Genomic DNA, 19,432 nt, shown 5'->3' with positions numbered 1-19,432 from the left:
GATGACTTTCCACGAGGTGAGATTTCCCGCCAGCCTGAGCTTTGGCTCGGTCGGGGGGCCCGAACGGCGCACGGATATTGTGACGCTGGCCAACGGGTTCGAAGAGCGCAACACGCCCTGGGCCCATTCCCGGCGCAGGTATGACGCGGGGCTGGGGATGCGCTCGCTGGACGATATCGAGACGCTGATCTCGTTCTTCGAGGCGCGGCAGGGCCAGATGTACGGGTTTCGCTGGAAGGACTGGTCGGATTTCAAATCCGGCAAGGCCACGTTGGATGTCGATGTCGGAGATCAGGTTATCGCTCGCGGCGACGGTGTGCGGACCGAGTTTCAGCTGATCAAGACCTATAGCTCGGGCGGGGTCAGCTATGCCCGCCCCATCGTCAAGCCGGTGCTGGGGACGGTGCGTCTGGGGCTGGATCAGGACGAAATCCGGGAGGGCGTGGAATTCGAGGTTGATCTGGCAACAGGCCGGATCACCTTTGCCGACCCGCCACCGGAAGAGGTGGATATCACCGCCGGGTTCGAATTCGATGTACCGGTGCGGTTTGACACCGACAAGATCCATACCAGCGTCGCCAGTTTTCAGGCCGGAGAGGCGCCGAACGTTCCCGTGGTCGAGGTGCGTGTCTGATGGCTGTGGATGAACAGGGCCTGCACGCGCATCTGCAAAGCGGAATGACCACCGTGTGCCGGTGTTGGGCGATCAGACGCCGGGATGGTCAGGAATACGGGTTCACCGATCACGATCTGGAACTTGGCTTTGACGGATTGACGTTCAGGGCCAGCACCGGTTTGACGGCGGCGGCCATCGAGCAGGCCACCGGCCTGTCCATTGACAACACCGAAGCCATGGGCGCGCTGTCGGATGCGGCCATTCGCGAAGAGGATATCGAGGCGGGGCGGTTCGACGGGGCCGAAGTGCGCGCGTGGCTGGTCAACTGGGCCGACCCGGATCAGCGTATCCTTCAGTTCCGGGGCTCGATCGGGGAATTGCGGCGCGCAGGCGGTGCATTCCACGCGGAGCTGCGTGGCCTGACCGATTTGCTGAACCGCCCGTTGGGGCGCGTGTATCAGAAGCCTTGTACTGCCGTTTTGGGGGACCGGACCTGTCGGTTCGACATGGATACGCCCGGCTATTGGATCGAGGGCGCCGTCACCGGTTTCGATGGCGGAACCGTTCTGCTTGTTGCGGGCGGGGCAACCATCGAAGACGGCTGGTTCGAGCGCGGCAGGGTCGACGTTGTGTCGGGAGCGGCGAAGGGGCTTTGGTCATCAATCAAGCATGACCGGCAGGTGGCGGAAGGGCGGCAAATCACGCTCTGGTCCGGTTTCGGGGAAAGCCTGGTGCCGGGTGACATGGTCAGGCTGCGGGCGGGGTGCGACAAACGCATGGAGACCTGCCGCCTGAAGTTTAACAACCTGCTGAACTTTCAGGGCTTTCCTGATCTTCCGGGCGAAGACTGGGTGATGGCCGTTCCCAAACAGAGCAAAGCTAACAGCGGAGGGAGCCTGAGGTGACGATACACAGGCAGGATATTGTCGCAGAAGCGCGCAGCTGGCTGGGGACGCCTTATGTGCATCAGGCCTCGACCAAGGGGGCGGGCACGGATTGTCTGGGCCTGTTGCGCGGCGTCTGGCGCGCCGTGATCGGGCAGGAGCCCGAGGCGGTTCCGGTCTACAGTCTGGACTGGTCCGAGCCGCAGGGCGAGGAACGCATGTGGGCGGCGGCGCGGCGGCATCTGGTCGAAAAACCGGCCGCCGATTTCGCGGTCGCAGATGTGCTGCTGTTCCGGATGCGCGATGGCAGCGTGGCCAAACATCTTGGCATCGTCAGCGTCGCAGGCTCTGAGCCGAGGTTCATTCACGCCTATTCCGGTCATGGCGTCGTCGAGAACGCGCTGAGCGGCCCATGGCATCGCAGGGTCGTTTCCTGTTTCGAATTCCCGTTGGAGGTGCTCTGATGGCTACTATTCTTCTTTCCGCAGCCGGGGCCGCGCTGGGCGGGTCAATTGGTGGCACCGTCGCGGGCCTGTCCACCGCGATCATCGGCCGGGCCATTGGCGCGACGGTCGGGCGGGTTATCGACCAAAGGTTCTTCAGTCAATCCGTCATGGGCAGTGGCAGTGAAGTCGTCGAAACAGGCCGCATGGACCGGTTCAGGCTGACGGAAACCGGCGAGGGCGCCCCGGTGACCACGGTCTTTGGGCGTATGCGCGTGGGCGGTCAGGTCATCTGGGCCTCGGACTTTCTGGAGACCGAGACCCGGGAAACGCAGGGCGGCGGAGGCGGGGGCAAAGGAAAACCCAAGGCCCCCGAAGTGACCACCGTCAGCTACAGCTATTCGATTTCGCTGGCCATTGCCGTTGGTGCAGGCGAGATTGCCGATGTCGGGCGCATCTGGGCAGACGGGGAAGAACAGGACCGATCCGGGCTGAACATGCGCATCTATCACGGCACGCAGGATCAGTTGCCCGATCCCCTGATCGAAGCAATCGAAGGGGCGGGCACGGTACCAGCCTATCGCGGTACAGCCTATGTGGTGATCGAGGATTTCCAGCTTGCGAGTTTTGGCAATCGGGTGCCGCAGTTCTCGTTCGAAGTGGTGCGCCCCGCGCAGCGCGACATGCCGGATTACCCAAGCGCCCTGCCGCAGATCGTGCGGGGCGTGGCGATGATTCCGGGTACGGGCGAGTATGCGCTGGCCCGTTCGCAGGTGAATTATACGCAATCCGGGACAAGCTGGGCGGCCAATGTGCATTCCGCGTCGGGTGTATCGGATCTTGTGAGCTCGACCCGTGCGCTGGAGACCGAGTTGCCAAATTGCGATGCGGCCTCGTTGGTGGTTTCGTGGTTCGGTGACGATCTGAGATGCGGCACATGCACGATCCGGCCCAAGGTCGAACAGAGCGACACGGACAGCCGCAACATGCCCTGGATCGTGTCGGATCAGGTCCGAAGCACGGCGGGCCAGGTCGCGCGGCAGGATGGTCGCCCGGTCTATGGCGGAACACCCGCAGACCCGGCAGTGGTCGAGGCGATCCGTCACCTCAACCAGTCGGGTAAGCGGGTCATATTCTACCCGTTCATCCTGATGGAGCAGTTGCCGGGAAACGGGCTGCCTGATCCCTGGTCGGAGGCCGCAAGCCAGCCCCATCTGCCTTGGCGGGGACGGATCACGCTGGATGTGGCACCGGGGCGCGCGGGGTCTGCTGATCAGACCGCTGCGGCGGACGCGCAGGTGGCCGCGTTCTTTGGGACAGCAAGTGCTGCAGATTTTACGATCAACGAAGGCTTTGACGACCCGGTAGGCTCTGGCGGCGGCAGTGGCTCGGGCCCGTTGCTTGGCGGGCGGCCGGATGATCGCGGGCTTGGCGATCTGCAATGGCTAAACGGTGGTGGCACGTTTGGCGGCTTGCTTGGCAATGGTCCCGTTCGGGCCACGAAAATCGTCAAATATTCTGGCCCGCAGGAATGGGGCCTGCGACGGTTCATTCTGCACTATGCCATGTTGTGCAAGGCGGCTGGTGGAGTGTCGTCCTTCTGTATCTCGTCCGAGATGCGTGGCCTGACCCAGATCCGCGGAGCCTCGGGCTTTCCCGCTGTTGCGCAACTGCGTGCGCTGGCGGCAGAGGTGCGCCAGATTCTGGGCCCGGACACCAAGATCGGCTATGCAGCGGATTGGAGCGAGTATTTCGGATACCAGCCCGACGGAAGCGGAGACAGGTATTTTCACCTCGACCCGTTATGGGCGGATGACAACATCGATTTCATTGGCATCGATAATTACATGCCGTTGTCTGACTGGCGCGATGGCGAAAATCACGTAGACGCCGCGGCAGGTGCGCCGTCGGTCTACGACCTGGGATATCTGCGCGGCAATATCGAGGGGGGCGAGGGGTATGACTGGTATTATGCCTCGCTGGAAGAGGCCGAGGCACAGATCAGAACGCCCATCGAAGATCAGGAGCATGATGAGCCATGGGTCTGGCGGTACAAGGACCTGCGCGGCTGGTGGTCAAATCTGCACCACGAGCGGATCGGTGGCGTTCGTCAACCCAATCCGACCGACTGGGTGCCCGGATCAAAGCCGATCTGGTTTACCGAGTTGGGATGTGCGGCAATCGACAAGGGCACGAACCAGCCGAACAAGTTTCTGGACCCGAAATCGTCTGAGTCGCTGCTGCCTGCATATTCAAACGGTCTGCGCGACGATTTTATTCAGGTCCAGTACCTTGCAGCGACCCTTGGATATTGGAGCGACCCGGACGTCAACCCGGTGTCGCAAGTCTACGGCGGGCCAATGCTGGATTTGGCGAATGCCTATGTCTGGGCGTGGGATACCCGCCCGTTTCCGACCTTTCCCAATCTGCGAAGCCAATGGGATGATGGGGCGAACTATGACCGGGGGCATTGGCTGAACGGCCGGTCCGGCTCGCGGACGCTGGCCTCGGTCGTGACTGAGATATGCCACGCGGCAGGGGTGACGGATATCGATGTTTCCGGGCTTTATGGCGTGGTTCGGGGATATGTCATCGAAGATGTGACAAATGCGCGGTCGGCTTTGCAGCCGCTGATGCTGCGCTATGGGTTCGACGCGATCGAACGGAACGGCATCTTGCGCTTTCAGATGCGCGATGGCTATGGCGCGATTGCCCTGAATCCCGATCATCTGGCGATCAGCGGTGATCTGGATGGCACGGTTGAACACCGGCGTGAAGCCGAGGCCGAGATGACGGGCCGCGTGCGCCTGCTTTTTGTCCAGTCGGATGCGGATCACGATCTGGTTGCGGAAGAGGCGGTTCTGCCCGAGGACAGCACGCATTCGGTCTCGGTCAATGAGATGCCGCTGTCCATGACACGCACCGAAGGTCGGCAAACGGCTGAGCGCTGGTTGAGTGAGGCCCGTGTTTCCCGCGATACGGTGCGGTTTGCCTTGCCGCCATCACTGCTGCATCTGGGCGCAGGTGATTTGGTGCGGTTGTCAGAAACCGAAAACAGCCCCCTTTACCGGATTGACCGACTGGAATCGGCCGATCTGCAACTGGTCGAGGCGGTTCGGATTGAACAGGGCGTGTATAAGGCATCGCAATTGCGCGACGACCCGGCGGTTGTCAGACCCTATGCCGCGCCCGTTCCCGTGCTGCCGGTGTTTCTGGACCTGCCGCTGATCACCGGGGCAGAGATCCCGCATGCACCTTATCTTGCGGTGACCGCTGATCCTTGGTCGGGGGCCGCGACGGTTTATTCCTCCTCAACCGATGAGGGGTACAGCCTGAGTGATGTGATCACCGGTCAGGCCATTGTGGGCGTGACCGAAACACCGCTGAGGCGCGCCAGCATCGGCGTCTGGGACGAAGGCCCAGCGGTGAAGGTGCGGCTGTTGGCCGGTCAGCTGGAATCGCGTCCGCGTGGCGCGGTTCTGAACGGTGTCAATCTGGCGGCCATCGGCGACGGAACACCCGGCAACTGGGAGGTGTTCCAATTCTCGGATGCCACGCTTGCTTCCCCCGGCGTTTACGCGTTGTCCGGGCGGTTGAGGGGCCAGTTGGGGTCGGATGCCCTGATGCCGGATGTCTGGCCGGACGGGTCCCTTTTCGTGTTGCTGAACGATCTGGTGCAGCAGATCAACCTGTTGCGCAACGAGCGGGGGCTGGCCAAACACTATCGCATCGGCCCGGCGACCCGTGGTTACGATGATCCGGCTTACCAGCATCTGATCGCCTCATTCGATGGCAATGGTTTGCGCCCGTTTTCCCCGGTTCACCTCCGGGTGCGATCCGACGCAACCGGCGATCACCTGACCTGGGTGCGGCGCACCCGGTTGGATGGGGATGACTGGTCAGGGCTGGAGGTTCCACTGGGCGAGGAAAGCGAATCCTATCTCGTGCGTGTCTTTGCGGGGGGAACCCTTGTTCGTGAAAAGATGACATCCCTTCAGGGCTGGTCCTATTCGGCAGCGATGAAGGCGGCAGATGGTCTGACCGGGTCATATGAGGTCGGGATTGCGCAGGTGTCGGCCATTTACGGCCCCGGTGCGATGGCGCGTCTGGTTGTCGGATAAGCGGCCTGATGCGACCGGTTTTGCATGGTGATGTAAGTGCCGCGGCGCGCGCCTTGTTGGCGGCGCCCTCGCCCGAGCGGACCCGCTTATGCGCCCGGATGATCCATGAAGCGGAACTGGCCGACAATCACCGCGCGCGCACGGGTCGACTGCATCCGGTTTACGGCAACGGATCGTTGATGGCGGTTGCGCGCAACAGGGTGCTGGCGGACGAGCCGGGGTTTGACGATTTGCAATATTGTCAGTGTTTTTCGACGGTTTTGCACCATCTTGCCGAGTTTCTGATCACCCGGTCGCGCAGCTGACACATTTGCTGGCGGCCAGATCCAGATACAATCGCCCATCGGGAATACGGTCGCCACAATCCTCGCAATACCCGTACTCCCCTTCGTCCAACCGCATAAGCGCGGCCTGAAGGCGGCGGGTTTCAACATTGCGATTCACCTGTTGCGCCTTTGCCATCGCCTGGTTTTGCAGCGCATCCATGCGGCTGAGCCGACCAACGGCCTGCTGATCCAGCTCAACAACGGCCTGAGCCTGCTGGCCTGATGCGGACAATTGATCCAGTTCGGCCAGACGCTCGCGAATTCGTGTTTCAAAATATGCGCGTTCAGACTCATTCATTTTCGTTGTATCGCGGATCACGGGTTTGCGTTTGGCCTTTTTGCCACTAAATGGCATTCTAGGCGCAGCAAAGGATCAAAAGCTATGTTTGAAAAACGCAGCCCTGTGACACCGGTCGATCCGGTCTGGAACCGTATCACATCCGAAGCCCAAGCAGCCGTCGAGACGGAGCCGCTTATGGGCGGGCTTGTACACGCCTGTATTCTGCATCACCGCAGCCTTGAGCGTGCACTGTCCTATCGGATCGCGGCCAAGCTGTGTTCGAACGAAATGTCGATGATGGTTCTGCGTGAGATCGTGGACGAGGCCTATGCAAACGATTCCGGATTGCTGGAAGCCGCCCGCGCCGATCTGATGGCGGTTTATGAGCGTGATCCGGCCTGCCATCGGTTGTTGCAGCCGATCCTGTATTTCAAGGGCTATCAGGCCATGCAGGCCTATCGCGTGGCGCACTGGCTGTGGCGCAAAGGGCGTTTTGATCTGGCCTATTTCTTCCAGATGCGATCGTCGGAGATATTCGGCATCGATATTCACCCGGCCGCGAGGATCGGCAAGGGGATCATGATCGACCACGCCCATTCCATCGTCATCGGTGAAACCGCCGTGGTCGGAGACAACGTTTCGATGCTGCATTCGGTGACGCTGGGCGGAACCGGCAAGGAGGAGGAAGACCGCCATCCCAAAATCGGAGATGGTGTTCTGATCGGGGCCGGGGCAAAGGTTCTGGGTAACATCAAGGTCGGCCATTGCAGCCGTATCGCCGCCGGTTCGGTGGTGTTGCAGGACGTTCCGCCGTGCAAGACCGTTGCCGGTATCCCGGCCAAGATCGTGGGCGAGGCCGGATGCGATCAGCCGTCGATCTCGATGGATCACATGCTGGGCAAAGATCAATAGGTTGATTTGAACTAACAAAAAAGGCCGCCTCGATATTCGAGGCGGCCTTTTTTTTCGCGAGGTCGGTATGGCTTACGCCAGCATGACCATCGGGTTTTCCAGATTGTCGACAATGGCCTTGAGCAGCTCGGCCCCCAGCGCGCCGTCGATGACCCGGTGATCAACGGACATGGTGACAGACATCACCGTTGCCACGGTCAGCTCGCCATCATCCCCGACAACCGGTTTCTTGACGCCGGTGCCGACGGCCAGAATACCGGCATGGGGAGGGTTCACGATGGCGTCGAAATTGTCGATGCCGAACATGCCCAGGTTCGAGATGGCAAAGGTGCCGCCCTGATATTCATGCGGAGCCAGCTTGCGTTCGCGTGCGCGGGCGGCAAGGTCTTTCATCTCGGTCGAAAGGGCTGACAGGGATTTCATGTCAGCATCTTGCAGGACCGGCGTGAACAACCCGCCTTCGATTGCGACGGCAACTGCCACGTCTGACGGTTTCAGTTGCAGCACCCGGTCACCTGCCCAGACGGCATTACAAGCCGGAACCTGCTGCAACGCGTTGGCGACAGCCTTGATGATGAAGTCATTGACGCTTAGCTTGACGCCGCGGCCTTCCAACTGCTTGTTCAACTGACCACGGAATTTTAGCAGCGCATCGAGCTTGATATCGCGGCGCAGGTAGAAATGCGGGATGGTCTGTTTGGCCTCGCCCAGACGTGCGGCAATGGTTTTGCGCATACCGTCGAGCTTGATTTCCTCGTACCGGCGGCCTTCGTACATCCGCGCGACCATATCCGCCGATGGACCAGATGGAGCTGCTGGGGCAGCTGCGGGCGCGGCGGCGGCAGGAGCAGTGGCAGGAGCTGCTGCTGGAGCGGTAGCAGTTGCGCCTTCAACATCGACCTTGACGATGCGACCATGCGGGCCGGAGCCGGCAATCTGCGTCAGGTCGAGACCTTTTTGCGCAGCAATCCGGCGGGCCAGAGGCGAGGCAAAAATCCGACCACCATCAGCCTTGGCCGGAGCGGCCGGGTCAGGGGCGGGCGCTTCGGGTGCCGCTGGCGCGGCAGCCTCGTTGCCCGCGACGGCTGCGGAGGAAGCCGCCGGAGCAGCAGCCGGGGCGGTGCCAATGTCATCGGCGCTTTCGCCGTCTTCCAGCAGAACCGCGATGGCGGTGTTGACCTTGACCCCTTCGGTGCCCTCGGGGATCAGGATCTTGCCGATGGTGCCTTCGTCAACGGCCTCGAACTCCATCGTGGCCTTGTCGGTTTCGATCTCGGCCAGCAGGTCACCGGAGGAGACGGTGTCGCCTTCCTTGACCAGCCATTTGGCGAGCGTGCCTTCCTCCATCGTCGGGGACAGGGCGGGCATCAGAATTTCTGTAGGCATCTGTCTGTCGCTCCTTACCGGTAGGTCACTTGTTTGACGGCGGCGATCACCTCATCGGTGGTGATCAGGGCCAGCTTTTCGAGATTGGCGGCATAGGGCATCGGAACGTCCTTGCCGGTGCAGTTGATGACCGGTGCGTCGAGGTAATCAAACGCCTCCTGCATCACGACCGAGCTGATGTAGCTGCCGACGGACCCCTGCGGCCAGCCTTCTTCCACTGTCACCAGACGGTTGGTCTTCATCACCGAGTTGATGATAGCGCCAGTGTCCATCGGGCGGATGGTGCGCAGGTCGATCACTTCGGCGCTGATACCATCTTCGGCTAGCTTGTCGGCGGCTTCCAGCGCGTATTGCATGCCGATGCCAAAGCTGACGATGGTCACGTCCGAGCCCTCGCGCCAGATGCGGGCCTTGCCCAGCGGAATAGTCAGGTCATCCACCTGCGGCACCTCGAAAGAGCGACCGTAGAGGATTTCGTTTTCCAGGAACACAACCGGGTTGGGGTCGCGGATGGCCGATTTCAGCAGACCTTTGGCATCAGCAGCCGAATAGGGCATGACGACCTTCAGACCGGGGATCTGCATGTACCATGCGGCGTAGTCCTGGCTGTGCTGTGCGGCCACGCGGGCGGCGGCTCCGTTGGGGCCCCGGAACACGATGGGGCAACCCATCTGACCACCGGACATATAGAGCGTTTTGGCCGCAGAGTTGATGATCTGGTCAATCGCCTGCATGGCGAAGTTGAAGGTCATGAATTCGACAATCGGTTTCAGACCGCCGAAGGCCGAACCCACCGCGATACCGGCAAACCCGTGTTCGGTGATCGGGGTGTCGATCACGCGTTTGGAGCCAAATTCATCCAGCAGGCCCTGCGAGATTTTATAGGCCCCCTGATATTCGGCGACTTCCTCGCCCATCAGATAGACGTTTTCATCGCCGCGCATTTCCTCGGCCATTGCATCGCGCAAGGCTTCGCGCACGGTTTCGGACTTCATCTCAGCATCCGCGGGCCAGTCGGGTGACAGGTCCACCGCCGGAGCAGCGGGGGCTGCTGCGGCAGGAGCCGGGGCCGCGGTTGCTGTGGGGGTGGCCTCGGGCGCCGCTGCGGCTGCGGGGGCTGCTGCGGGCAAGGCTGAGGCGTCTTCGCCTTCTTCGACCAGCACCGCGATGGGGGTGTTCACCTTGACCCCTTCGGTGCCCTCAGTGATCAGGATCTTGCCAACGATGCCTTCATCGACGGCCTCGAATTCCATTGTTGCCTTGTCGGTTTCAATCTCGGCCAGGATATCGCCCGAGGATACGGTGTCGCCTTCCTTGACCAGCCATTTGGCCAGCGTGCCCTCTTCCATCGTGGGGGAAAGGGCGGGCATGAGAATTTCGGTTGCCATGTCTTATTCGTCCTCTCAGGCGTAAATATCAGTCCAGAGCTCTTCGACCGAAGGCTCGGGGCTTTCTTTCGAGAATTCGGCGGCCTGATTGACGATCTCCTTGATTTCCTTGTCGATCGCTTTCAGGTCATCCTCGGTCGCGTGCTTGCCGGTCAGCAGCAACTCGCGCACATGTTCGATCGGGTCGCTTTGTTCGCGGACCTTCTGAACCTCTTCGCGGGTCCGGTACTTGGCCGGGTCGGACATCGAGTGGCCGCGATAGCGGTAGGTCTTGATTTCCAGGATATAGGGGCCTTTGCCCGCGCGGCAGTGCGCGACAGCCTTTTCGCCTGCTTCCTTGACCGCCAGCACATCCATGCCGTTGACGATCTCGCCCGGAATGCCGAACGCTTCGCCGCGATGGAAGATGTCCTTGGTCGAGGTCGAACGGGACTGAGCGGTGCCCATGGCGTATTGGTTGTTCTCGATCACGAAAATCACCGGCAAGCCCCAGATGGCCGCCATGTTGAAGGTCTCATACACCTGACCCTGGTTCGCGGCACCGTCCCCGAAATAGGTGAAGGTAACGCGGCCGTTTTCCTTGTACTTGTCAGCAAAAGCCAGCCCCGCGCCCAGCGGAACCTGCGCGCCGACGATACCATGCCCGCCGTAGAAATGCTTTTCTTTCGAGAACATGTGCATCGAGCCGCCCTTGCCCTTGGACAGGCCACCGATGCGCCCGGTCAGTTCGGCCATCACGCCGCCCGGATCCATGCCACAGGCCAGCATGTGACCGTGGTCGCGATACGAGGTGATGCGCTTGTCGCCTTCCTCTGCAGCGGCCTCAAGCCCGACAACAACGGCCTCTTGTCCGATATAAAGGTGGCAGAACCCGCCGATCAGGCCCATGCCATAAAGCTGACCGGCCTTTTCCTCGAATCGGCGGATCAGCAGCATCTCGCGGTAGTATGTCTGGAGTTCTTCCGCAGAAACATTTGGTTTCTTTGTGGTTTTTCGCGCAGCCATCGTGGCGATCTCCCCCTTTCGGACAGATAGTTTAGCGTTAAACTATCTCATAAAGCATTTGAGGCTTTCTGGCGAGGGGAAATGTGACGCAGCGTTCGGCACGGCGCATCCTGGCCGAAACGCCGGGCCTGAGTTGCCTTTTCTGAAAAGGGTCGTTGATCAGCGGATCACAATTTCGTCCGACCGGATCATGCCCAGAACCGAGCGCGCCTGCTGATCCAGCAGGTCCAGATCCAGATAGGTGTCGGACAGACGCCGTGTCAGGTTTTCCATCTCGGCGATTTCGACATTCAGTTTTTCCAGACTGCGTGACAGAGCGTCCCGTTCCGCCGCAATTTCGACCCGCCGAAACAGGCCGTAATCCCCCTGAACGGCGGCGAAGGTGAAATACACACCCAGCATGAAAGCCACCGAGAAGAAGAGAACTGCACCCAAACCGGGCCGATGGGAACGGGACACTCTGTTTACCGCCGTATGAAAACTTGCCTCAATAACGGGCTCTTTCCGAGCCTCTGATCGCACTATGTCACAGGCGATTCGGGTTGTGAATCCCCTGATTCGGTTTTTTCATCAGTATTTCGTTTGCGTCCCGGTTAAAGCTCAGCGCCAGGACTGAAGCTGCTGATTTCTTGCAAGCGTCTGCTCTTTCATACAGGTCCAGTAGAACATGGGCGCAGCGCTGCCGCCGCCGGACAGTTCCTTGTCGCAAGTGGCGTCCCGCGTCTTTAGCCACGCACGTTGTTCCGCCAGAAGGGCATCGCCGTTGCCATGTGCATCAGCGACCGGCTTAATTTGTTTCCACAACCGGTTGAGGTCGCGGTCAACGGCCTCCCATTGCTCCTTGGCACAGAAATTTGCGTCAAGCTGTGTCTGGCCACCGCAGCTGGATTGTGCCGTTGCAGGCCACGGCATCGCGAGAAGGACGAGCAGGTATAATGACCTCATGGTATTATCCCCCATTCAAATAGGGGATAATACCATGAACCCTGACAAGCGGCCAAATGCGATCAGTGCTGCCTATTATTCCAGCGCAGCGACACCGGGCAGGGTTTTGCCTTCCATCCATTCAAGGAATGCACCACCTGCGGTCGAGATATAGGTGAAATCCTTGGCCGCACCCGACGCGTTCAGCGCCGCAACCGTGTCACCGCCACCCGCGACCGAAATCAGCTGACCCGAACGGCTAAGGGCTGCGGCTTTCAAGGCCGCGGCATTGGTGGCCGCGTCGAACGGCTCCAGCTCGAACGCGCCCAGCGGGCCGTTCCAGATCAGGGTTTGGCTTTTGTCGAAAATCGCGGTAATCGCTGCGACGCTTTCAGGGCCCGCGTCCAGGATCATGCCATCCGCAGGGCATTGATCGGCGGGCAGAACCTTGTGGGGTGCGTTGGCCTCGAATTTTTCAGCCACCACAACATCAAGCGGCAGGACGATCTGGCAGCCCGAGCTTTCGGCCTTGGCCAGAATTTCGGCGGCGGTGTCCTTCATTGCGGTTTCAGCCAGAGATTTGCCAACGCCGATGCCTTGGGCGACAAGGAATGTGTTCGCCATACCGCCACCGATCACCAGATAATCGACCTTGTCGATCAGGTTGCCCAGCAGTTCCAACTTGGTCGAGACCTTGGCGCCGCCGACAACCGCCGTTACCGGGCGCTTGGGTGCACCCAGCGCGCTTTCCAGCGCCTGCAACTCGGCCTGCATCAGACGGCCCGCACAGGCCGGCAGCAGACGTGCGATGGCCTCGGTCGAGCTGTGGGCGCGGTGCGCGGCTGAAAACGCATCGTTGCAATAGACATCGCCCAGCTTGGCCATCCCAGCGGCCAGATCGGCGTCATTCTTGGTTTCGGCTGCGTGAAAGCGCGTGTTTTCGAGCAACAGGACTTGGCCGGGTTGCAAGCCACTGGCGGCCAGTTCCGCCTCGGCCCCGACGCAATCGGCAGCAAACAGAACCTTGGCGCCAAAAGCGCTTTCCAAAGTCGGGACCAGTTGTTTCAGTGACAGGCTTTCACGCCGTTCGCCACCGGGACGGCCAAAATGGGCCAGAAGGATCGGTTTGCCGCCAGCGGCCAGAATATCGCGCACCGAAGGGACGATCCTTTGGATACGGGTGGCGTCGGTCACAACACCGTCAACCACGGGCACGTTGATATCCACACGCACCAGCACGCGTTTGCCGTTCAGGTCCATATCGTCCAGTGTTTTCCAGCCCATTGTGCGATCCTTGTCATTGGCAACCGATTTAGGCGGTTCTTTTCCTGCATTTTGCCCTCAGGTCAATGCGTCACTTGGCATTCGCACGCGTGCGTCATAGGTATTTGCGCAAGATAAACGACAGGAGGGCCTCATGGCCGAGATCAAAGACCCCGAAAACACAATCATCATCGAGCTGAAAGGCGGCAATGTCGTCATCGAGCTGCTGCCAGATGTAGCGCCTCTGCACAGTGCGCGGATGAAGGAACTGGCCCGTGGCGGTGAATATGACAACGTGGCGTTTCACCGTGTGATCGACGGTTTCATGGCGCAAACCGGCGACGTGCAGCATGGCGATATGGAAGACGGGTTCAACCTGCGCATGGCGGGCACCGGCGGTTCGTCGCTGCCGAATGTTCCGGCAGAATTTTCCAAGCTGCCCCATGATCGCGGCACGCTGGGCGCGGCGCGCTCTCAGAACCCGGATTCGGCCAACTCGCAGTTCTTCATCAACTTCAAGGACAATCACTTCCTGAACGGTCAGTACACGGTCTATGGCCGGGTCATCGACGGGATGGAGCATGTGGACGCCATCGTACGCGGTGAGCCGCCTGCGAGCCCGGACCGCATGATCAGCGTCAAGGTGGCCGCAGATGCATAAACTGGCTGCGGCTTTTGCCTTGCTGGCAAGCCCGGCGCTGGCCAGCGGTTTGCAGATCGAGGTCGAAGGGGAAGGGGCCAATGGCACAATCTCGATCGACCTGTTCGAAGATGTCGCGCCCCAGCATGTGGAACAGATCACCGCTCTGGCTGCTGAAGGTCAGTACGATGGCGTCGTGTTTCACCGCGTGATCGATGGCTTCATGGCGCAGACCGGCGACGTGCAATACGGCAACTCGGGCGCGGACGGCTTCGACATGCGTTATGCCGGGCGCGGCGGGTCTGATCGCGCGGATTTGCCGGCCGAGTTCTCGGACGTGAGTTTTGACAGGGGTGTGGTCGGCATGGCCCGGTCCAGCGATCCGGATTCGGCCAACTCGCAGTTCTTCATCATGTTCGCCCCCGGCCCGTTTCTGGACGGCCAGTATACCGTGGTTGGTCAGGTGACCGACGGTATGGATGTAGTCGACGCGATCAAGCGGGGCGAAGGTCAGAATGGTGCGATCATCGGTGCACCGGATATGATGAAAAAAGTCACCGTTACCGAATAAGATGATTTAGCCCGGCTCAAGCGCCGGGCTTTTTCTTTGGCCTATTGGTCGATGAAATCACGGATGGCACGGGTATAGTCAACGGGATCCTGAAAAGATGCGAAGTGGCTGACATCTTCCAGAACAAGCAATTTGGCTTCGGGGATCGCGTCAGCAATTGCTTGCGAATGCGCCATCAGAATGGCCTCGTCATGTGCGCTTTGAACCACGAGTGTCGGGACGGTGATCGATGACAGCGCCCCGAGCCCACCGGGTTTTTCGGTGCCCCACATGGCGGCAACCCCACCAAGAAATGCCTCGAACCCGTCAGGGGTGGGGGACATGGCCGCATAATCTTGGGCCATCATGCCCACGTAAGTGCCAAACACCTCGTTGGTTTCCACCGAAGGATCGATCCCGTCCAGCGTGACATTGCCTGCGTGGGCAAAGTGACTGGCCAGCCGATCCGGGTTGGTGGTCGAGATTGAATACCCGATATTTGCCCCGTCGGACCAGCCGACCAAGTGCACCTGATCGACCCCCAGATGATCCAGCAGCGCCAGATAATCCTGCGACAACAACGCGTAGGAATAGGGGCTGCCATCGTTGGTGGATCGTCCATGCCCGCGCGTATCCGCCACAATCACCCTGTGGTCCTGCGACAGGTCGGCAACCTGCGCGGCCCAGACATCGCCATGGGCAAGCCCGCCGTGGATCATCAGAACCGGGGTGCCGCCCGCCTCGCCATACGTGGCGTAATACATGTTGATGCCGTTGATCTCTGCCGTGCCCGCCTCGGTGGCGGCGGGCATCTGGGGGACTTGCGGGATGCTCAGCCATTTGTCTTCGGCCCAGCCTGCCGTCGCGGCGCAGCTTAGGAAAAGTGCTGTGGTAAATATCTTCATTGTATCCTCCCGTTGAACCAAAGGCCGTGACCTAGCCAGATTTGACGGAAGGATACCGTGTTTTTCAGTAAACGGGATAATTACCTTTCCCGCGGGGATCAGTCATCCGAGGACATTGCTTTCCAGATCAAAGCGCCGATTGCGCCGCCAATCAGGGGGGCCACCCAGAACAGCCAGAGCTGAGCCAAAGCAGGGCCGTCGGCAAACAGGGCAACGCCGGTCGAGCGCGCCGGGTTGACGGAGGTATTCGTCACCGGAATTGAGATCAGGTGGATCAGGGTCAGCGCCAGACCGATGGCAATCGGAGCGAACCCGGCGGGTGCCTTGTCCGACGTCGCGCCCAGAATGATCAGAATGAAGAAAGCCGTCATCACGATTTCGATGATCAAAGCCGACATCAACGAATACCCCTGTGGCGAGGCCTCACCATACCCGTTTGACGCGAACCCACCGACACCAGCGAAATCGGGAGCGCCACTGACGATAAGGTACAGAACCACTGCGGCGGCAATTGCGCCAATGACCTGTGCAACCCAATAGGGCAGAAGGTCTTTGGCCGGAAACCGCCCTCCAATCATCAGGCCCAAACTGACCGCCGGGTTGAAATGCCCGCCCGAGATTGGGCCGACCGTGTAAGCCATCGTCAAAACGGTAAGGCCAAAGGCAAAGGAAACACCAAGCCAACCGATGCCGACATCTGCGACACCAGCCGCCAGAACGGCACTGCCGCACCCCCCCAGAACCAACCAGAACGTGCCGAAGAACTCGGCAAGTAGTTTCGATGACATAGAAAATCCTCCGCCCAATAATGAGGTTAACCGTAATTCAAGAATTAGCTTATGTTAAATTGTTGCGAACGGGGAATTTTTTTCGACGCTACCTCAATCGGGTCAGAACTGACCCCTGTGCCATTGAGCGGGATCAAGATGAAAAAGCTTTGACAGCTGTTCATAGATTGCCGGGTCAGAGGATTTCAGCGCATGTGGTCGTTCAAAGAACACCTCGACCGAAACGGCAAAGAATTCTTCGTGCCCTTCCGCGCCGTAGGGATCGATCACTGTGGGTTTCCCATTTTCCACGGCGTGAACATGTGCCTTGTAACCGTTCAGAAAGGCGGTTTCCCACTCGCTAAAGCTTTGGTCATTGCTGAGCACGGGAACACCATTGGTTGCGCCCGAGAGGTCATCAAGCTGGTGCGCGAACTCGTGAAAGACGACGTTCCGACCATCGTGATCATTCAGGGCACCGCGCTGGCTGTGGGCCCAGGACAGGATCACGGGGCCGCGGTTCCAGCTTTCCCCGCTGCGGGTGATTTCCTGTTCGGTGACGACATAGCCACTTTGGCGGCGCTGTTTTGATTTGAAGGCACCGGGGTAAACCAGAATGGTCGTCAGGTTGTCATACCACTGGTCTGTATTCACCACGAGCAGACAGGCTTGCGCGGCGATCGACACCTGCATATCTTCGGTGACGTCCAGCCCGTCGCAGCCGACGAAATCGACCTGATCAAGAAACAGGTTGATCTTTCCTTCCAGCGCCCCGCGCAAGTCTTTGGGCAGCTTCTGGATAATCGGCACCTGAGCGTTCACAATATCGCGCTGGTGCTGGGACAGCGACTTGGCCAGCAAGGTCAGGCGGGTTTGTCGTTTCGACCAGAAGTGAAAGGCCGCAGCGCCAGCGATCAGCGCGACAACCGTCAGAAAAAGCAACATGGATCGACTGTAGCGCGATCAGAAAGGGACGAAAACGGGAATCCCGGATCATCCGGACACTCAAAAGAAATGACGCCACGGGTTTCCCCACGGCGTCCTGACAAGAAATGCAGTCTGCTTACTGTTTGACTTCTGCCGCCGGGTTCGATCCGGCTTTGGCGCTGCGGCCGGGGTTGAGAGGGTCGTCCTGACGCTGAACCGAGCCTTCGAAATGCGCGCCGCTCTCGATGGCAATGGTCTTGTGGATGATGTCGCCTTCGACCCGGGCCGTCGATGTCAGGCGAACCTTGAGACCACGCACGCGGCCAACGATACGACCGTTGATCACAACGTCATCTGCGGTGACTTCGCCCTTGATCGTTGCCGATTCACCAATGGTCAGCAGATGGGCGCGAATGTCGCCTTCGACGGTGCCTTCCACCTGAATGTCACCGCTGGTCTTGATGTTGCCGGTGATGTGCAGATCCGAGGACAGGACCGAGGCCGGCGGCTTGGGCTTGGGTGCCATTGCAGGTTTCGCGTCAGCCGGAGCAGGGGCCGCTGGGGTCGCCGGAGCGGCAGGTTTGGCCGCCTCAGGTGCTTTGGGTGCGGGCTCGTTGATTTTGCTTTTAGAAAACATTTTTCGCAGCCTTGATGTAAGTCATTGGGTTTACGGGATTTCCGTTCACGCGCACCTCATAGTGCAGATGCGTGCCGGTGGACCGTCCGGTGCTACCCATATCAGCAATATGATCCCCGCGCGAGACCCTTTGGCCGACCTTTACGTTGATCTTGGTGTTATGAGCATAAAGTGTCTCAATTCCGAACGCGTGCTTGATCTTCACAAGGCGTCCGAAGCCTGATTGCCAGCCGGCATGCGTGACCACACCATCAGCGGTCGCGAATATATCGGTGCCTTGCGGTCCCGCAAAATCGACACCGTTATGCTGCCGACGACCACCGGACTTGGGGTCACGCCGGTTGCCGTAGCCACTGGTGAAACGCACGGCAGAATGTACGGGATTGGCGAAGGGGGCCTTTTCCGCAGCAATCCGGTACAGGTTCAGCTGATCCATCTGGCGCAGCAACGTGTTTGCGCGGACTTCTTCGGGCGAAAGCTCGTCTTCTTCGCCGCGTGTGCTAAGGGATAAAGGGGTCAGCGGACCGCCCATACCGCTATATCCGCGCCGGACCTCTTCGATGATGCGATCGGTGGGCATTCCGGCCTGACGGAACATCTTGTCCAGAGGTTCGACCGAGATGACCATCGCCTCTTCTAGCTGGCGGAAGATCTCGTCGCTGCGTTCCTGCATTAGACGGATTTCAAGTTCCAGATCGTCCCGCTGTTCCAGCGCGTCCTGCGCGTTGGAGGCGATCAGATCGCGTTCTTTGGCCGTCCGCGCCAAAGCGTCGGTCATGAAGGCCATCTGTACCGGGGCGCTGGAAACCGCGGCATACATATCAGAGCCGCTGGTGTCCTGTTTCAATTGGGCCAGCTCTGAGCGCGCCTCTTCGCGCTGCTTCATCGTGGCGCGCAATGTCGTCTGGATAACTTCGATACCTGTCTCAAGTTCGCGGCGACGGTTTTCCGAGGCCAGCAGCTCCGACTGCATCGCGGAAATCTGGTCCAGCGCGGCATTGAACCGGTCCTGAGCGGCCAGTGCTTCATGCGCGCGGGAATCGCGTTCTGCCGACAGGGTGTTCAGGCGTTCCTGATAGATGGCCTGATCGCGCTTTGCCTGTTCCCGGAAATTCCCGGCCCCGATGCTGTCCATCAACAGTATGGCTGTCGCAACCGCTGTCCATCCGACCATGACGGCAACTCCGGCCACTGCGACCACCTGAGTTTCCGAACTGAGCCGGATAAACCTTGTGTCCTTGTCGGATTTCAGAAAGACCCGGCGTTCCGGGAAATGCCTCTCAAGCAGTGAGTGCAGTTTTATTGTCAGACGTGTTCGCACGCGCCCTACCTTTCATCCCCAAGATCGGAACCGGTCGTGAGTGCCTGCCGTCCCTTGCGCCGATTGCATAAAGCGGCAGGGGCGTTCGGGCAAGTTTGTTGACCAATCAAGTGCAAATGGCGCTGATATCCCGCAAA

At 60.0% G+C, this 19,432-nt stretch carries 20 protein-coding genes; 8 read left to right on the top strand and 12 right to left on the bottom strand.

Features of this window, described 5'->3' with window-relative positions; all coding sequences use genetic code 11:
• The first annotated feature begins 1 nt into the window (after position 1).
• The 5 genes from ACR0AM_RS01715 to ACR0AM_RS01695 are packed head-to-tail and all read left to right on the top strand — an operon-like array spanning position 2 to position 6,369.
• Complete coding sequence (locus ACR0AM_RS01715; protein WP_267364987.1) at positions 2-634, top strand: DUF2460 domain-containing protein; 633 nt, start codon at positions 2-4, stop codon at positions 632-634.
• Positions 634-1,521: a DUF2163 domain-containing protein gene (locus ACR0AM_RS01710; RefSeq protein WP_267364986.1), complete on the top strand. Its 888-nt coding sequence runs from the start codon at positions 634-636 to the stop codon at positions 1,519-1,521. The genes ACR0AM_RS01715 and ACR0AM_RS01710 overlap by 1 nt, the downstream gene beginning before the upstream one ends.
• Positions 1,518-1,964, top strand: coding sequence for a C40 family peptidase (locus tag ACR0AM_RS01705; RefSeq protein WP_480517448.1), 447 nt, complete (start codon positions 1,518-1,520; stop codon positions 1,962-1,964). The genes ACR0AM_RS01710 and ACR0AM_RS01705 overlap by 4 nt, the downstream gene beginning before the upstream one ends.
• Positions 1,964-6,064 carry a baseplate multidomain protein megatron gene (locus ACR0AM_RS01700; RefSeq protein WP_480621953.1) on the top strand — a complete coding sequence of 1,367 codons (4,101 nt, stop codon included), beginning with the start codon at positions 1,964-1,966 and terminating at the stop codon, positions 6,062-6,064. Before ACR0AM_RS01705 ends, ACR0AM_RS01700 begins: the two co-directional genes overlap by 1 nt.
• Positions 6,065-6,072: 8 nt before the next feature.
• The gene (locus ACR0AM_RS01695) at positions 6,073-6,369 is read left to right on the top strand and encodes a DUF7742 family protein (RefSeq protein ID WP_480621952.1); all 297 of its coding nucleotides are present in this window, start codon (positions 6,073-6,075) and stop codon (positions 6,367-6,369) included.
• On the opposite strand, the gene ACR0AM_RS01690 is transcribed toward ACR0AM_RS01695, so the two are convergent.
• Positions 6,350-6,688 carry a TraR/DksA family transcriptional regulator gene (locus ACR0AM_RS01690; RefSeq protein WP_480621951.1) on the bottom strand — a complete coding sequence of 113 codons (339 nt, stop codon included), beginning with the start codon at positions 6,686-6,688 and terminating at the stop codon, positions 6,350-6,352. The genes ACR0AM_RS01695 and ACR0AM_RS01690 overlap by 20 nt on opposite strands.
• Positions 6,689-6,772: 84 nt before the next feature.
• Here ACR0AM_RS01690 and cysE point away from each other — a divergent pair, with 84 nt between their 5' ends.
• Positions 6,773-7,582 carry a serine O-acetyltransferase gene (cysE, locus tag ACR0AM_RS01685; protein ID WP_480621950.1) on the top strand — a complete coding sequence of 270 codons (810 nt, stop codon included), beginning with the start codon at positions 6,773-6,775 and terminating at the stop codon, positions 7,580-7,582.
• A gap of 72 nt (positions 7,583-7,654) precedes the next feature.
• On the opposite strand, the gene ACR0AM_RS01680 is transcribed toward cysE, so the two are convergent.
• From ACR0AM_RS01680 to ACR0AM_RS01655, 6 genes are all read right to left on the bottom strand, one after another.
• On the bottom strand, positions 7,655-8,968 hold the full coding sequence (locus ACR0AM_RS01680) for a pyruvate dehydrogenase complex dihydrolipoamide acetyltransferase (protein ID WP_480621949.1): 1,314 nt from the start codon (positions 8,966-8,968) through the stop codon (positions 7,655-7,657).
• A 14-nt stretch (positions 8,969-8,982) separates the two neighbouring features.
• Positions 8,983-10,356: a pyruvate dehydrogenase complex E1 component subunit beta gene (locus ACR0AM_RS01675; protein ID WP_480473360.1), complete on the bottom strand. Its 1,374-nt coding sequence runs from the start codon at positions 10,354-10,356 to the stop codon at positions 8,983-8,985.
• Positions 10,357-10,371: 15 nt separating this feature from the next.
• Positions 10,372-11,361, bottom strand: coding sequence for a pyruvate dehydrogenase (acetyl-transferring) E1 component subunit alpha (pdhA, locus tag ACR0AM_RS01670; RefSeq protein ID WP_209503593.1), 990 nt, complete (start codon positions 11,359-11,361; stop codon positions 10,372-10,374).
• Positions 11,362-11,520: 159 nt separating this feature from the next.
• A complete protein-coding gene (locus tag ACR0AM_RS01665) occupies positions 11,521-11,820 on the bottom strand; it encodes an FtsB family cell division protein (RefSeq protein ID WP_209503595.1) in 300 nt (99 codons plus the stop codon).
• A gap of 141 nt (positions 11,821-11,961) precedes the next feature.
• A complete protein-coding gene (locus ACR0AM_RS01660) occupies positions 11,962-12,306 on the bottom strand; it encodes a lysozyme inhibitor LprI family protein (RefSeq protein ID WP_480492988.1) in 345 nt (114 codons plus the stop codon).
• A 75-nt stretch (positions 12,307-12,381) separates the two neighbouring features.
• A complete protein-coding gene (locus ACR0AM_RS01655) occupies positions 12,382-13,569 on the bottom strand; it encodes a phosphoglycerate kinase (RefSeq protein ID WP_480621948.1) in 1,188 nt (395 codons plus the stop codon).
• A gap of 133 nt (positions 13,570-13,702) precedes the next feature.
• Between ACR0AM_RS01655 and ACR0AM_RS01650 the strand changes: the two genes are divergently transcribed.
• Together ACR0AM_RS01650 and ACR0AM_RS01645 are read left to right on the top strand one after the other, a co-directional pair.
• Positions 13,703-14,209 carry a peptidylprolyl isomerase gene (locus ACR0AM_RS01650; protein ID WP_209503601.1) on the top strand — a complete coding sequence of 169 codons (507 nt, stop codon included), beginning with the start codon at positions 13,703-13,705 and terminating at the stop codon, positions 14,207-14,209.
• Positions 14,202-14,759, top strand: coding sequence for a peptidylprolyl isomerase (locus ACR0AM_RS01645; RefSeq protein WP_480473357.1), 558 nt, complete (start codon positions 14,202-14,204; stop codon positions 14,757-14,759). The genes ACR0AM_RS01650 and ACR0AM_RS01645 overlap by 8 nt, the downstream gene beginning before the upstream one ends.
• 41 nt (positions 14,760-14,800) lie before the next feature.
• Here ACR0AM_RS01645 and ACR0AM_RS01640 read toward each other — a convergent pair whose 3' ends face one another.
• The 5 genes from ACR0AM_RS01640 to ACR0AM_RS01620 form a co-directional block, all read right to left on the bottom strand.
• Positions 14,801-15,643, bottom strand: coding sequence for an alpha/beta fold hydrolase (locus tag ACR0AM_RS01640; protein WP_480621947.1), 843 nt, complete (start codon positions 15,641-15,643; stop codon positions 14,801-14,803).
• Positions 15,644-15,741: 98 nt separating this feature from the next.
• Entirely contained in the window at positions 15,742-16,431 is a 690-nt protein-coding gene (gene aqpZ / locus ACR0AM_RS01635) for an aquaporin Z (protein WP_209503607.1), read from the bottom strand.
• Between the two features lie 102 nt (positions 16,432-16,533).
• Positions 16,534-17,355, bottom strand: a complete 822-nt coding sequence (locus tag ACR0AM_RS01630) for a M90 family metallopeptidase (RefSeq protein WP_480621946.1) — start codon at positions 17,353-17,355, stop codon at positions 16,534-16,536.
• Positions 17,356-17,473: 118 nt separating this feature from the next.
• Entirely contained in the window at positions 17,474-17,974 is a 501-nt protein-coding gene (locus tag ACR0AM_RS01625; protein ID WP_209596778.1) for a bactofilin family protein, read from the bottom strand.
• On the bottom strand, positions 17,964-19,295 hold the full coding sequence (locus ACR0AM_RS01620; RefSeq protein ID WP_209503613.1) for a DUF5930 domain-containing protein: 1,332 nt from the start codon (positions 19,293-19,295) through the stop codon (positions 17,964-17,966). The genes ACR0AM_RS01625 and ACR0AM_RS01620 overlap by 11 nt, the downstream gene beginning before the upstream one ends.
• Positions 19,296-19,432: the final 137 nt, after the last annotated feature.

It is taken from the genome of Ruegeria sp. AD9 (assembly GCF_056542305.1).
Note: the sequence above shows the minus strand (reverse complement) of the source record. Positions and strands in the feature narration are given on the sequence as shown.